The sequence below is a fragment of the Agromyces cavernae genome, from assembly GCF_021044935.1.
GTDB lineage: Bacteria > Actinomycetota > Actinomycetes > Actinomycetales > Microbacteriaceae > Agromyces > Agromyces cavernae.
Genome location: NZ_JAJNMP010000001.1, coordinates 359,226 through 372,791, shown reverse-complemented (window position 1 = coordinate 372,791; position 13,566 = coordinate 359,226). Strand labels below are relative to the sequence as shown.

17 protein-coding genes, 1 tRNA gene and 1 pseudogene are annotated in these 13,566 nt (G+C 68.1%); 5 read left to right on the top strand and 14 right to left on the bottom strand.

Annotation, left to right across the window (positions count from 1 at the left end; translation table 11 throughout):
• Window position 1: 1 nt before the first annotated feature.
• From LQ757_RS01760 to dcd, 7 genes are all read right to left on the bottom strand, one after another.
• Window positions 2-730, bottom strand: a complete 729-nt coding sequence (locus LQ757_RS01760) for a hypothetical protein (RefSeq protein WP_231045487.1) — start codon at window positions 728-730, stop codon at window positions 2-4.
• Complete coding sequence (locus LQ757_RS01755) at window positions 717-1,955, bottom strand: glycosyltransferase family 4 protein (RefSeq protein WP_231045486.1); 1,239 nt, start codon at window positions 1,953-1,955, stop codon at window positions 717-719. The genes LQ757_RS01760 and LQ757_RS01755 overlap by 14 nt, the downstream gene beginning before the upstream one ends.
• Before the next feature lie 4 nt (window positions 1,956-1,959).
• On the bottom strand, window positions 1,960-2,703 hold the full coding sequence (locus LQ757_RS01750) for a CDP-alcohol phosphatidyltransferase family protein (RefSeq protein ID WP_231045485.1): 744 nt from the start codon (window positions 2,701-2,703) through the stop codon (window positions 1,960-1,962).
• Window positions 2,700-3,158, bottom strand: a complete 459-nt coding sequence (locus tag LQ757_RS01745) for an FAD synthase family protein (RefSeq protein WP_231045484.1) — start codon at window positions 3,156-3,158, stop codon at window positions 2,700-2,702. Before LQ757_RS01745 ends, LQ757_RS01750 begins: the two co-directional genes overlap by 4 nt.
• Window positions 3,155-4,408 carry a DUF1972 domain-containing protein gene (locus tag LQ757_RS01740; RefSeq protein ID WP_231045483.1) on the bottom strand — a complete coding sequence of 418 codons (1,254 nt, stop codon included), beginning with the start codon at window positions 4,406-4,408 and terminating at the stop codon, window positions 3,155-3,157. Before LQ757_RS01740 ends, LQ757_RS01745 begins: the two co-directional genes overlap by 4 nt.
• On the bottom strand, window positions 4,408-5,937 hold the full coding sequence (locus tag LQ757_RS01735; RefSeq protein WP_231045482.1) for a sugar transferase: 1,530 nt from the start codon (window positions 5,935-5,937) through the stop codon (window positions 4,408-4,410). Before LQ757_RS01735 ends, LQ757_RS01740 begins: the two co-directional genes overlap by 1 nt.
• Before the next feature lie 388 nt (window positions 5,938-6,325).
• Complete coding sequence (gene dcd / locus LQ757_RS01730; protein WP_231045481.1) at window positions 6,326-6,931, bottom strand: dCTP deaminase; 606 nt, start codon at window positions 6,929-6,931, stop codon at window positions 6,326-6,328.
• A gap of 136 nt (window positions 6,932-7,067) precedes the next feature.
• Here dcd and LQ757_RS01725 point away from each other — a divergent pair.
• Window positions 7,068-7,138 (top strand) — tRNA-Gly (locus LQ757_RS01725).
• Between the two features lie 93 nt (window positions 7,139-7,231).
• Here LQ757_RS01725 and LQ757_RS01720 read toward each other — a convergent pair.
• Both LQ757_RS01720 and LQ757_RS01715 read right to left on the bottom strand, forming a co-directional pair.
• Window positions 7,232-7,648 (bottom strand): SRPBCC family protein, encoded by a 417-nt coding sequence (locus LQ757_RS01720; RefSeq protein ID WP_231045480.1) that lies wholly within the window; start codon window positions 7,646-7,648, stop codon window positions 7,232-7,234.
• On the bottom strand, window positions 7,645-7,947 hold the full coding sequence (locus tag LQ757_RS01715; protein ID WP_231045479.1) for an ArsR/SmtB family transcription factor: 303 nt from the start codon (window positions 7,945-7,947) through the stop codon (window positions 7,645-7,647). The genes LQ757_RS01720 and LQ757_RS01715 overlap by 4 nt, the downstream gene beginning before the upstream one ends.
• An 89-nt stretch (window positions 7,948-8,036) precedes the next feature.
• Here LQ757_RS01715 and LQ757_RS01710 point away from each other — a divergent pair, with 89 nt between their 5' ends.
• From LQ757_RS01710 to LQ757_RS01700, 4 genes and pseudogenes are all read left to right on the top strand, one after another.
• A complete protein-coding gene (locus LQ757_RS01710) occupies window positions 8,037-8,396 on the top strand; it encodes a nuclear transport factor 2 family protein (RefSeq protein WP_231045478.1) in 360 nt (119 codons plus the stop codon).
• A 171-nt stretch (window positions 8,397-8,567) separates the two neighbouring features.
• Window positions 8,568-8,894: pseudogene (locus LQ757_RS19505) on the top strand (DUF6597 domain-containing transcriptional factor); the annotation flags it as partial.
• Window positions 8,895-9,005: 111 nt separating this feature from the next.
• Window positions 9,006-9,437, top strand: coding sequence for a helix-turn-helix domain-containing protein (locus LQ757_RS01705; protein WP_231045477.1), 432 nt, complete (start codon window positions 9,006-9,008; stop codon window positions 9,435-9,437).
• 35 nt (window positions 9,438-9,472) lie between these two features.
• Window positions 9,473-9,943: an SRPBCC domain-containing protein gene (locus tag LQ757_RS01700; RefSeq protein ID WP_231045476.1), complete on the top strand. Its 471-nt coding sequence runs from the start codon at window positions 9,473-9,475 to the stop codon at window positions 9,941-9,943.
• A gap of 33 nt (window positions 9,944-9,976) precedes the next feature.
• On the opposite strand, the gene LQ757_RS01695 is transcribed toward LQ757_RS01700, so the two are convergent.
• From LQ757_RS01695 to iolG, 5 genes are all read right to left on the bottom strand, one after another.
• Window positions 9,977-10,423: an SRPBCC family protein gene (locus LQ757_RS01695; RefSeq protein WP_231045475.1), complete on the bottom strand. Its 447-nt coding sequence runs from the start codon at window positions 10,421-10,423 to the stop codon at window positions 9,977-9,979.
• A 36-nt stretch (window positions 10,424-10,459) separates the two neighbouring features.
• A complete protein-coding gene (locus tag LQ757_RS01690; protein ID WP_231045474.1) occupies window positions 10,460-10,906 on the bottom strand; it encodes an SRPBCC family protein in 447 nt (148 codons plus the stop codon).
• Window positions 10,907-10,909: 3 nt separating this feature from the next.
• Window positions 10,910-11,335: an ArsR/SmtB family transcription factor gene (locus LQ757_RS01685; protein WP_231045473.1), complete on the bottom strand. Its 426-nt coding sequence runs from the start codon at window positions 11,333-11,335 to the stop codon at window positions 10,910-10,912.
• A 60-nt stretch (window positions 11,336-11,395) separates the two neighbouring features.
• Window positions 11,396-12,478: a transaldolase family protein gene (locus LQ757_RS01680; protein WP_231045472.1), complete on the bottom strand. Its 1,083-nt coding sequence runs from the start codon at window positions 12,476-12,478 to the stop codon at window positions 11,396-11,398.
• Window positions 12,479-12,555: 77 nt separating this feature from the next.
• On the bottom strand, window positions 12,556-13,566 hold the full coding sequence (iolG, locus tag LQ757_RS01675) for an inositol 2-dehydrogenase (RefSeq protein ID WP_231045471.1): 1,011 nt from the start codon (window positions 13,564-13,566) through the stop codon (window positions 12,556-12,558).

Sequence of the window (13,566 nt, the reverse complement as noted above, 5' to 3'; positions counted from 1 at the left end):
GTCAGCGGGACATCCGTTCGCGGATTCCCCTCGCGACCATCGACCGCAGGTACGCGGCCCGGAATCGCCGGATGAAGCGCCTCGCCTCGGTGCTCGAACGGAACAGCCCATGACCGGCCCAGAAGGCGGCGAGCTCCCGCACGCTCTCGGGACGCAGGCGCACGAGCGCGCGACGATCCACGGCGAGGGTCGTGGTGTCGGAGAAGGCCGCCTGCTCGAGCACGGAGCGGACGTCATCGGGGTCCGAGCGGTCGGCCCAGACCGTCGGACTGACGAGGGAACGGCCCGACACGAGTTCGTCGGGCGTCGCACCCGTCGCGACCCCGCCGTGCGGGGTCCCGATGACCGAGTCGATGTCCGCGCGCGTGGTCGACTCGATGAAGTGGTCCATCGCGGCGAGCACGACATAGTGGTCCGCAGCGACCTGCCTCGCGGCCATCGGCGTCAGCCTCTGCAGCGAGCGCCCTCCCGACACGGACTCCGCAGTGCCGAACCCGTGACGCGAGGTGACAGCCAGGCGGCTGCCGTGTATTCCGAGTGCGGCATGAATACGTCGTCGGGCTCGCGGTGACAACCCGGTGCGGGTGTCGTCGATGACGAGGTACTCGTCGAACACGCCGTCTGCCACGTGCCGCGCGATCGATCTCGCCTGAAGCTCGAGCAGCGGCACCTCCGCCTCGAAGACCACGGTGACCACCGAGAGACTCCCGTCGGACTCAGACACGCGCACGCACCAGTCCTGCGAGGAGTTCGATGATTGACGCACGGTAGCGTTCGGGATCGAACCGGAGCGCGGCGAGACGCGCCGCCGCTCGAGCCTGCTCTCGCTGCATCGGCCACCGTGCCACGATCTCGCGCACCGCCTCCGCGATCGCGGAGGCATCACCGGGCCGCACGCGATGCACGCCGGGCAGGCCGTGCGTCGCTTCGACGAGACCGCTCGACTCGCTCACGATGAGCGGGCGTGCGGCGAGCGCCGCCTCGACCGCCGTGTTGCCGAAGGGCTCGCCGACCCGCGACGGGACCACCACGACATCTGCCGCCTCGAGGGTCGCCCAGACGTCGTCCTGGAATCCGAGGAATCGCACCCGGGAGTCGAGGCCGCGTCGGGCGACGGTCTCCCGCAGCTCGTCGGCGAACCACTCGTAGCCCCGGAACGCCTCGCCGGCCACGTCGAGCTCGACATCCATGCCATCGGCGATGAGCTCGGCGACCGCGGCGATCACGAGGTCCGTGCCCTTCCTCGGCGACAATCGCCCGACATAGGCCAGGCGCACGGGACCGCCCTCGAGGGACATCCGTGCAGGGGTATTCGCGACCGGCCCCGCGACGCCGTTGTAGATCACGCGCGTGCGTCGCGCGAGCGACCGATACGCCCGTCCGATGACCGAGCAGCTGAACTCGCTGTTCGCGATGGTCGCGTCTGCGAAGAGGTGGGGCAGATACAGGGCCCTCAGCAGCAGCCGCGATGTGCCCGACTCCGCCTCATGGATGTGCGTGAGCACGGGGACGGCTCGAATCCGCGCAAGCAACGGCCAGATGGGGAGCGTGATCGTGTTCACGTAGACGAGGTCGGGCCGCCGCCCCAGCAATCGCCCGGATGCACCGAACGCCCGGATCCCCGCGACGACCGTCGCGGGCCAGCGCCGCGGGTGCATCATGCTCTTCCGCAGCACGAGGGCCGGTTCGACGGCGATCGTCGCGCCGGCGCTGCTGAGCTCGTCGATGAGCGGCCCGGTCTCGGGCACGGTGACTTCTACCGCGGCACCGGCACGCACCATGGCGACGACGCTTTCAAGCACCACGCGATCGGACCCGTAGAGCTCGGCGCCCGGGTGCGCGACGAGCACGTGCAGACCCGAGAGCGGGCCGGCATTCCGCGACGACCCGGCAGCCGCGGCGGCCTGCTCGCGATCGGGAGTCGCGTGGGGTGGTCGCGGGTGGGGTGGTCCCATCCCATCACCTCGGGATCCGGCTGATCTCCCGGAACCACTTCGGGAGCGCGACCAGCGCGAACGCCACGTTCGCGACGAACAGGATTCCGTACAGCGGCACGAAGACGGTGGGCACACCGAAGAGGAGGAAGGCGAAGCAGAGGACTCCGTAGTCGGTCGGGAGCACGAGCAGTGAACGGATGCCCCCGCCCGCCGGCTTCCCGCGCCGATCGCTGCGCACCCGGAGGAAGTCGTTGAGGATCGTCGCGAAGAACAGCACGGCCGCGACGATCGCGAAGCCGATCGGAACGAGGAGCAGCAGTTCGCTGGGCAGGTCGACGAATCGCTGCCAGGAGACGAGGACCGCAAGGTGCAGGCTGGAGGTCTTCGCTGCGTCGACGACGTGGTCGAGCCACTCCCCCGCAGGCGAGCCGCCGCCGCGAAGGCGCGCCACCTGCCCGTCGGCGGAGTCCAGGGCGTAACCCACGATCAGCAGGAATCCGATGACGACGCCGATCCACGGGGTCGGTGGCACGACCGCGATGACGACGATCGCCGAGAAGGTGAATGCCGCGCTGATCGCGGTCACAGCGTTCGGGGTGAGCCCGGCGAGATACGCCGCCGCCGCGAGCAGCCTGCCGAACGGGCGGTTCACATAGATCGAGTAGGCCGGTGCTCCCGGCGCGCGAGACTTCTGCGCGGCCGCGAGGCGTGCCACGACCCCGGCGAAGCTCTCCCTCGTCGTCGCATCGGCCGGCGAGCGGGTCATTCCGCTTCCGCCGTTCGACCCGAGGCCGCGCCGCCGCGGTCGAGCGACTGCAGGGCGAGTCGGAGCACGGTGCTCGACGTGTGCACCGTGTACGGGAAGTAGACGACCTCGACGCCGACCTTCGCGAACTCGGCTTCGAGCCGGCGTGCACGTTCGGTTCCGCGCCAGTCATCGCCCTTGAAGAACAGGTCGAACCCGACGGTGCGCCAGGTGTCGAGCTTGTCGGGCACGCATTCGGCATGGACCTCGTCGACGAAGTCGACGTGTCGAACGATCTCGAGTCGTTCGGCGAACGGCACGATCGGCGGGGCACCCTTCGTGAGCTCGAGCATCTCGTCGGTGACGACACCCGCGATCAGGAAGTCGCAGTTGGCCTTGGCGTGCCTCAGGAGGTTGAGGTGGCCGATGTGGAACAGGTCGTAGGCGCCTGCTGCGTACCCGATGCGCGTGCTCAATGGTGGCTCCCTCGGATATGGACGCCGAAGAACGCCGGGTGCGCTGCATGGCCCGTCCGGCGCTCGCCGGAGACCCCTTGTGGCCGGGGCTGCCGGGCTCCCACTCGTGCATCGGCGCCGGCCATCAGGTCGACTGCGAGCGTCTCGTAGGCGACGGCGACGGCATCCCATCGATAATTCGTCCGCACGATCTCGCGCAGCGCCGCGCCGTCGCTCTGGGCGGCCACGGGCGCCGCTTCGACCGCCTCGATCGATGCGGCGAGCGTCGGCGCATCGTCGAAGTAGCGTGCCCGGTTCTGCGCCACGTCCCGGTTGAAGGAGATGTCCCATGCCAGCACGGCCGATCCCGCGCCCATCGCACGGAGCAACGACGGATTCGTGCCGCCGACGGAGTGGCCGTGCACGTAGCAGAGCGCGCCCGCGTACAGCTGATCGAGGAGGTCCTGGTCGTAGACGCTGCCGACGAATCGGACGCGCGGGTTGCCACCGGCGCACGACTGCACACGCTTGGTGTACTCGGCGGCGTACGGAGCCGAGCCGACGACCACGAGCGGGAGCTCCGCCCCCGACCGCACGTATCCGGCGACGGCGACGTCGACGTGGTTCTCGGGCTCGAATCGCGCGACGACGAGGTGGTACTGCTTCCACGACAGGCCCAGCTCGTCGAGGCGATCGCTGATCGGATTCGACTGGACGGGGGCGCCGTAGGAGATCAGCCGGGTCGGCGCTCCGTACGACGACGCGTAGTAGTCGGCGATCCCGCGTGCGTCGGCGATGAGCGCATCGGCATGCCGCACCGCCGACCGCTCGGCCCAGCGATAGTACGCACGGCCGAGGCGGCCCCACTTGTCGCGCTGCCATTCGAGCCCGTCGACATGCACGGCCACCGGGATCCTCCGCACTCGAAGCGGGATCGTCAACGGCGCATTCGCGACGTTGAACACGAAGGCGACATCGGGTCGGGGCCGATGCGTGGTCGCATGGGCGACCGACAGCGCGGTGTGGCTCAGTGTCTCGGCGGCCTTGAGCCTGAGCGCGGGCAGGTGCTCGAGACGCATGCCGGCGTACTCGCGCCGGGACGGATCCTCCGCGCTCCGGCAGTACACCGTCACCTCATGATCGCGGGCGGCGAGGCGGGACCCGATCTCCTCGACGGCGGTCTCGAACCCCCCGTACGACGCGGGGACTCCTCGCGTGCCGATCATCGCGATGCGAAGCGGCGCGGGTCGGCCGTCGTTCAGCTCGGCCATCAGTACGCCCCTCGTGCCTTGATCACCGTCTTGGCGGTGCGCCAGACGATCATGAGGTCACCGGTGAGCGACCAGTTCTCGACGTAGTAGAGGTCGAGCCGTACGCTCTCCTCCCAGCTGAGGTCGGAGCGTCCGCTGATCTGCCAGAGGCCCGTCATGCCGGGCTTGATCATGAGCCGTCGCTTGACCTTGCCCTCGTAGGCCTCGACCTCGCAGACGAGCGGGGGACGTGGGCCGACGACGCTCATGTCGCCGACGAGGATGTTCCAGAACTGCGGCAGTTCGTCGAGCGAGTGCCCGCGCAGCACGCGGCCGACGCGCGTCACACGCGGGTCGTCGCGCATCTTGAAGAGCACGCCTGCCCCCTCATCACGGTCGACGAGGCTCGCGAGATCCTGTTCGGCGGTCTTCACCATGGAGCGGAACTTGATCATCTCGAATCGGTCGCCGTCGCGTCCGCAGCGGGTCTGCCGGAAGAACGCCGGGCCGCCGTCATCGATGCGGATGATGATCGCGATGATCACGAACACCGGCGCGAGCAGTACCAGCGCGGTGCCGGCGAACACGATGTCGAAGGTGCGCTTCACGACGTGCCGCCACCCGTCGAACGTCGGGATCTCGACGTGCAGCAGGGGCAGCCCCTCGACCGGCCTGAAGTGGATGCGGGGCCCCGCCACGTCGGCGAGCCGCGACGTCAGCACCAGTTCCGTCGCGGTTCCCTCGAGGTCCCAGCTCAGTTGGCGGATGGTCTGGCTTCCGCCTCCGAACTGGCCCGCGACGATCACGGAGTCGGCCCGGAACTCGGCCGCGGCGGCGGCCGCGTCTTCGACGCTCCCGACGATCGGGATGCGCGCGCCCTGCACCACGAGGTCGGCGCGGTCGTCGTCGTCGACTGCCGCACCCACGAGGCAGTACTCGGCTCCGGCGTGCCGCGAGATCTGCTCGGCGACGTACAGCACCTCCGCTCTCGTGCCGACCACGATCGCACGGGCGAGGTAATGGCCGAGCCGCCGTTGGGCCATCAGCCACTTGCGCCACAGCCATCGACCGAGCAGGAGACCGACGGCCCCGAGCGGGGCGGCCACCACGAAGTACGACCGGGTGCCGCCCAGTTGCAGCAGCAGCACGATGACGGCGAATGATCCGAATGCGGTCGCGGTCGCGTTCAGCACCCGCTTGTACTCCAGGGCCCCGACACCGACGACGTGGGGATCACGCGTGCGGAATACGGCGAGCGCGGCGAGCCACGCCGCGGCGATGAGCACGGGAAGACCGAGCAGCTCGAGGGTCGTCGCCGCGGTGATGCCCGAGCCGCCGACGAACGGGGCCCTGACTGCCACGGCGGCGAGCATTGCGATGAGGACGATGAGGATATCGGTGGCCCGGAGCCGGTCTCGATACCTCCGCGCGAGCTGCATCCCCGAGGTTCGCGCGGCTTCCGGTCGCGTGACCTCCGCGGTCGGGTCGACCGCCCGCAGCCCAGCGGCCCCGCCCTTGGGCGACTCCACACGGAACGGCGGTCCGGCCATGATTCGTGCCGGGCCCGCAGGCGGTCGGGTGTACGTTTTCGGCCGTTGGGTCGACGGCCGAGTCGGTCGCGCTTTCAAGAATATTCCGTCGTTCAGGAGTTCGGCCCAGGGGCCGCCGCCGGATGAGACCGGGCTGCCAGCCGACCACTACGGGGATGAGCCGACCAGCCTGGGAAGTATTCCCGCCCGGTTGAACCCGACCCTACATGAGAATGTCTCATTTTTTGAGACCCAGTACGGGGGTACCCTCGTGCGCGTATAATGCCCCGCGCGGCTCGGTTCGGATCGGTTCGTGGCAGAAGACCACGTGACGTTCAGGTCGGGCGCTCGGAGCGGGATCCCGGTCTGCGGCGCGACCCGCGGCCCGGGACATCCGCCCGCTTCGGACTCAACCGCCCTGCGAACCCGCCTCGGTCACGCCGACATCGGTGCGGTGGAAGTTCTGGAACGAGCGCGACGCAGTGGGCCCGCGCTGGCCCTGGTAGCGGTTCGCGTACTCGGCCGAGCCGTAGGGACGCTCGCTCGGAGACGACAGCCGGAAGAAGCACATCTGACCGATCTTCATGCCGGGCCACAGCTTGATCGGCAGCGTCGCCACGTTGCTCAGCTCGAGCGTGACGTGGCCGGTGAAGCCCGGGTCGATGAAGCCCGCCGTCGAGTGCGTGAGCAGCCCCAGGCGGCCGAGCGAACTCTTGCCCTCGAGGCGCGCCGCGACATCGTCGGGCAGGGTTACCGACTCGAACGTCGACGCGAGCACGAACTCACCCGGGTGCAGGATGAACGCCTCGTCGGGCCGCACCTCGATGAGGTGCGTGAGCTCGGGCTGGTCTTCGGCGGGATCGATGAACGGGTACTTGTGGTTGTCGAACAACCTGAAGTAGCGGTCGAGTCGCACGTCGATGCTGCTGGGCTGCAGCATGGCCGGCTCGTAGGGTTCGAGCCGAATGCGCTCGCGCTCGAGCTCGGCTCGGATGTCGCGATCTGAGAGCAGCACGTGTGCCAGCCTACCGACCACCGCCGGTCGAGTAGCGAAGCCCTGTCGTTGGTCGAGGAGCGCCGCCGCAGGCGACGCGTCTCGAGACCCGCTTCCTTGCTACGATGGTGAGCGCTGCGTCTCACGGATGCCGCACGCCGATGTAGTTCAATGGTAGAACTTCTGCTTCCCAAGCAGACAGCGCGGGTTCGATTCCCGTCATCGGCTCTCCGGGAAATTCCCTGATCAGCGGTAGCCCCCGATGGCTTTGGCAGATGAATCAGAACCACGTTCGCTTCCTCGGCTCGCCTGACCGCGAAGTCAAGGTACGTGAAGGTCTCGCTCCGCTTGCGTCTTGAGAAGCCCGAAGAAGTGCTCCCAGCCGTGTCGGTGCAGTTCTGCGCTCTCGTCCGGAACGTAGCGATGGGACAGGGCAAGGTGGGTGTCGGATCCGGCGTCCTCGAGCAGGATCTCGACGATGCTCGACTCAGGCGGCAGGCCCATCAGCCCGCCTTCCCACCCGTAGCTGAAGACGATTCGCCGCGGTGGGTCCAGTTCGAGGAAGCGGCCGACGACGGTAGCGCCGTTCTGGTGGGTCCACCGTAGCTCCCCTCCAGGCCACGCTTCGGCGACAGCCTCCACCGCCATCCAGCGCATCAGTCCGTCCGCTTCGGTCAGGAGCCGGAAGACGACGTCGGCCGGGGCGTGGATGGTCAGCCGTTGTTGGACCAGCTTCATCGGTCTGCCTCTTCTTCGGCTGCGGTCTTCAAGGCCGATAGCGATGCGCCCCAGAACCCTTCGAGCTCTGCTTGGAGCCGCCGCAGTCCCGAGAAGTCGACGCGGTAGAGCCGCCGGTTTCCATCGACTCGCACCACGACGAGGCCCGCCTCCCGGAGGACTCTCAGATGTTGGCTCGCCGTGGGTTGGCTCATGCCCGTGCGAGCGGCAAGCTCTGTGGCCGGCAGCTCGTCCTCGAGCACCAGCTGCAACATTGCACGTCGACCGGGATGACCAATGGTCTCGATGAGGCTTGCCACGCCGCCCATTTTAGCACTACCGTATATAAGGAACATCGCAAATAGGTTGCACCCGAAGTGCGACCTCGGGTTTGAGGAGGCTTCTCGAAATGGCTGAGACCGCCACTGAAGACACCCGCCAGTGTGCACGTCGGTACTTCGAGGCGTGGACCACCGGCGACACTGCGACGGCTGGTGCCGCTCTCCATCCGGACTTCCAGTTCTCCGCAGGCGACATGCAGATCGACGGCCGCGACGCATTTCTATCGGCGGGTGCATTTCCCCGGGATGCCGTGGTGACCATGGTCGCCGAAGCATACGAAGGCGGCGTGGCCTTCCAGATGTACGATGCCACGCTCGATGGCAGGACCGCACGTATCGTCGAGCAGCTCGCGGTAAAGGATGGCCTCATCGTCCGATCGACGTTCGTCACGGACATGGCTTCATTCCTCGCCCTGACGGGACGATGACGGACCGAACAGCGCAGCCCGGCGGTGGAGGAGCGGCTGGACGCATCGCCAGCGGCAAGGCTGTGCCCACGAGATCAGTCACAGTGGTCTGATTTAAGCCGCCGACTTTCTGTTCGTTGGTAGTTCGAGTCGGACCGGTACCCGGATTCGCGATCGCCACGATGGAACCTGGTGTGCGATCCTGAGCGCGTGTACCGGTTGCACGCTCCCGCCGAGCCACTTCGCTCGTACATCGAGAACTATTGGTTCGTCACACACAGGCCGGGTGAGGATGTCCGCCTACGGGTCGATGTCTTCGTCGACGCCCGCGCGGATCTGATTTTCAACTTCGAAGCCCCATACCGGCGCGAGGTCATCGGCGGCGGGGGATCAGTCCACCACCGGTCCAACCTGGACGCACAGCGCCTTGTCCCGATCCGGATCCTGCAGCACGGCGCTGTCCGCATCGTCGGCGTGAGGTTCCACCTCGGCGGCATCACCCCGTTCACCCGGGCGAGCGTCGCACCCTGGAGCGGCCTGACCCCGTCACCCGAGCTGGTGTTCGGCGATGGGACACGACGGCTCGAGTCCGACCTTCGAGCTTCCCTCGACGTTGAGGCGAGTGCGCGAATGCTCGACGACTTCTTCCTGAGGCGGTTGCGGTTGGACGGAGCACAGGCCACCTTCGAACATGCGCTGTCGGCACTCATCGCCAGCGACGGCCGGGTGCCGGTGAGCGAGCTCGCCGAAGTCACCGCAGCCTCGCCTCGGCAGGTGGAGCGGCTGTTCGCCCGCGGCCTCGGGTTCCCGCCGAAGACGGTGGGCCGGGTTCTCCGGTTCCAGTCGGCGTTGCGCCAGTTGATGAACGATCCGGGAGTTTCGCTCGGGAAGGTCGCAGCGTCTGCCGGGTACTACGACCAGGCTCACTGCGTCAGGGACTTTCGGCTCTTCAGCGGCGGTGTACCGCGCGGGTACCGCGGCTACTACCCGCCGGAGGTCCCGGATGACTTCGCGCCCAATGTCGTCGTGTTCGTACAAGACGCCGAAGTGCGCGAGCCCTGAGACTGGTCGTGTCCGCACGCTCGGAAGGGGAGAACATGGCTGAGCACCGGTCGGGCGCCGCGAGCGCGACGCGGGAGCGGTCGGCCTTCCGGCAAGCCGTTGAGGTGACCGTCGAAATCAAGGCCCGGCCCGAGACGCTCTGGGACAGGCTCACGGATGCCGCCGGCTTCCCCTCGTGGAATTCGACCGTCCAAAGCATCGACGGCCCGATCGCGCCGGGCCGCAGGCTCGCCATCCGCGTGCCGGCTGCACCCGGACGCACCTTCCGTCCGACGGTGGTGGCGTTCGATCCGCCAAGCCGGATGACCTGGCGCGAGGGCTCGCTGCCCATGTTCCGCGGGATCCGCACATTCACGGTGGAGCGGATCGACGGTGGGGACTCGAGGTTCACGATGCGCGAGGAACTCAGTGGCGTGATGCTGCCACTTATCGGGCGATCGCTTCCCGACTTCGTTCCGGTCTTCAACCGCTACGTCGACGATCTCCGAGCGGCGTGCGAAGGCTGAACATGGCGAGCTCTGAGCCGCAGGCAGCAACGACTACCGGGAAGACTCGAGGATCGTCTTGATCCGCGCGAGGTCCTTACGATTCGCGCGTCGCATGGCGCCCGCCATCGCGGGCCTGGCCACGGCCGAGAACCCGGCAGGCTCGCCGGCGTTACGGAGCGTCATCCGGGTAGACGACGGCGTCTCGGTGGTCCAGGTGTATGTCGTCTCCATCGGGAAGGGACCGTTCTCCGTGCGCATCACCAGCCGGTCGCCTGGCGCATACTCCACGACCTCATAGGTGTAGGCGAGCCGCTGCCCCAGGAAACGCGCGACGAACGCCACCAGACTTCCCTGGCGAAGGGGCGGAGCGGTCTTCCATTCGACGGACTCGATGTTGGCGTACCACGTCGGCGCGTTGTCGGGGTCGGCGGCATACGCCGAGACCTCTCCGATGGGCAACGCGATGACGACCTCCGTAGTGACATCCACTGTCGGCATGACACTCCCTTCTACTACGACTCCGCGCCGGCCGCGTCACGGCGACCAGGCTTGGGTGGGTGGTCTGTAGCCGAGGGCGATGGATTCGAGGCAGCCGATCCAGCCCTCGGCGTGGCGATCGGCGTCTTCCTGGGAGGTCAGGCGGGTGTGTCGGATGGCCACGGTGGTCTTCGCGTCGACCTCGGTGAAGGTGACTTCGACCAGCGACTCCTGGTCGGTGCCGTCCCAGCGCCAGGTGAAGGCCAGTCGCTGCGGCTCGTCGAGCTCGACGATTGTGCCGGTGGTGGTGTGAACTTCCCCGGTGGTGCGGATCATCTCGATGCGGTAGATGCCGCCGACTTGGAGGTCGATGGTGGCGACGGTCGGGCCGAACTGCTCCAGGGAAGGGCGGAACCAGTTCGCTGCGTGAAGCGGGTTCGTCCACAGCGACCACATGGTGGCGATGTCGATATCGTATGTCCGGTCGATGTTGGCCGTGAACAAGGCTCAGTCCTTCTGTAGTCGGGGTTCGTCGGCCTGGTCGCGCAGAGCCTCGACGTACCGGCCGAGGGAGTCGAACTGCGTGTTCCAGTAGGCGGTCATCTCCTCGATCCAGTTCCCTGCATCCTGGAGCATGTCGGGATGCGCAATCGCGCGGGTCTCGCGACCCTGCCGCTCGCGGGTGATCAACCCGGCCCGCTCGAGGGATGCGGCGTGCTTGTTGAGCAGCTGCGGAGAGATCCCGGTGGCGGCCGCGAGTTCATTCATGGCCAGCGGCGCGTCAGCCCGGGCGATCTGCCGGAGAACCGCACGCCGGGCACTGTGCGCCAATGCAGCGAAGACCGCGTCGAGGTCTTGCTCGCTGAGCTTCGCTGATCGAGCCAATTCATAAACCATGTGGTTTATTCTATGGATCGTCAGTCCCTCCGGCAACTCGGCGTCATCCCCGCAGGGCATGGCCAGGTGGGGCGAGAAACAGGTTGCGCGATCGCCTCACGCCGCAGGGACGATGACGTCGCGCACGAGGGCGTCGAGCTGTGCGTCCGCATCGAGGAACTGCCGGAGCGTGTTGCGGGATGCGCCGAAGTGCTCGAACTCGCCGGGGGACATGCCGTCGGGATCGTACGCCCGCCGGAACTCGGAGAGCCCCTTCAGTTCCTCGAGGATCCGGTCCGGAACCGGAGCGTCGATCCGGTGGTCGTCGACCGCGATCGCGTTGGCGTTGATGCGCTGCTGCCACTCGAACGGAGGCGAGATCACCAGGTCCCCGCCGACGAGTTCGGAGAACTGGAGGTGGCTGCGGAACGCGGCAGAGAGCATCCGGCTCCGATACCCCCGCTCGATGAACATCGCATAGGCGCGCTTGAGGGCCGCGATGCCGGCCCAGTCCAGCACACCCGGAGTGGTGAGGATGCCCGCATCGGCTGCCCACCGCTTCAGCCAGTCGTCGAGGCGGCCACCCATGATCGTCACGACGTGGCCGAACTCCCGGTCGGGAAGGCCCTGCGCCTCCCGGCGATCGATGGCGCGCTCGAGCGCAGCACCCACTGCGAGCGCCTGCGGCACCGTGAAGCTCAGCGTCGCGTTGATACTGACGCCGCGATACGCCGCCTCCTCCATTGCTGCGATGCCCGCCGCGGTCGCGGGGATCTTGACGATGATGTTGTCGGCGAGCTGCGAGAACTCCACGGCTTGCTCGACGAGCGCTGCGGTGTCTCGATGCAATCGGGGATCGGTCTGGATCGAGAGTCGGCCGTCGCGCCCGCCGCTCGCCTCGAATGCCGGCTCGAGCAGGCCGGCCGCCTCGATCGACAGTTGCTTGACCGCGGCCCAGCCGAGCTGCGATTCACCCCAGGTCGGGTGCTCGACGGCGAGGTCGCGGATGCGCGGCACCCAGACATCGGGATGCCGTTTGATCGCCGTGTAGGCGATCACCGGGTTGCACGTCGCGCCCACCGCGCCGAAGCCGATGGAGCGCCGGAGCTCGTCGGGGTCCGCGGAGTCGTTCCAGAGGGAGGTCGCGGTCACGGCGGCACGCGCCAGCGGCCCCGCGGTGCGATCAGTGAGGGTGGACATCGGCGTCCTTTCGTGGTTCGGTCGGTTCGCGTAGCCGGGCATCGGTCGGTTCGGCATGCGGCGGAGTGATCGTCGCGTCAGTCGAGGTCGACCCGGACGGCGACGTGCTCGGTGGCGGATCGCTGCGCTGCATCCGCGAGGATGAGCGCGGCACGGCCGTCGTCGAAGGTCGGGCTCGTCGACGATTCGCCCCGCACGAGCCGCACGAACTCATGCAGCTCGGCAGCGTACGCACCGGCGTAGCGCTCGAGGAAGAACTCCTGGTAGGGCGGCTTGGCCTCGACCGCCTCCGCGGTCGACAGGCTCACGAGGCTGCTCGGCGCGTTGGAGACCTGCAGCATCCCGTCGGCGCCGAACGCTTCGAGGCGCTGGTCGTAGCCGACCGCACTGTGTCGCGAGTTCGTGATGGTGACGATGGCGCCGGTTGCCGCGCGCAGCACCGTCACCGCCGTGTCGAAGTCGCCGTGCTCGCGGGCTCCGACGTCGAACGCGGCGGTGGCCACGGCCGACACCTCGACGATGTCAGGCAGGAAGAAGCGGGCCATGTCGAAGTCGTGGATCGTCATGTCACGGAAGATGCCGCCCGAGGCCCCGAGGTACGACGCTGGGGGCGGCGCGGGGTCGCGGCTGATGATCGAGAGTTGCTCGAGCTCGCCGATCTCGCCGGCCGCCACGCGCCGGCGAGCGCTCGCGAACCCTGCGTCGAAGCGACGGTTGAACCCGAGCGCCACGGGGACGTTCGAGGCTGCGACCTTGGGCCGGAGCGCGTCGACCCGTGCGATGTCGAGGTCGATGGGCTTCTCGCAGAGCACGGGGATGCCCGCGTCGACGGCCCGCTCGATGAGATCGACGTGCGTCGGTGTCGGGGATGCCACGAGCACGGCGTCGACCTCGCCGGAGGCGAAGAGCTCCTCGGCCGTGTCGGTGCCGGTGCCGCCGTACCGGGCGGCGACCGTACGCGCCCCGTCGACGACGGGGTCGCACACCCACGCGAGGGTGGCGTCGGGGTCGGCAGCGATGCTCGCCGCGTGGACCTGGCCGATGCGGCCGGCGCCGATGAGTCCGAAGCGCAAGGGGCGCTCAGTCAT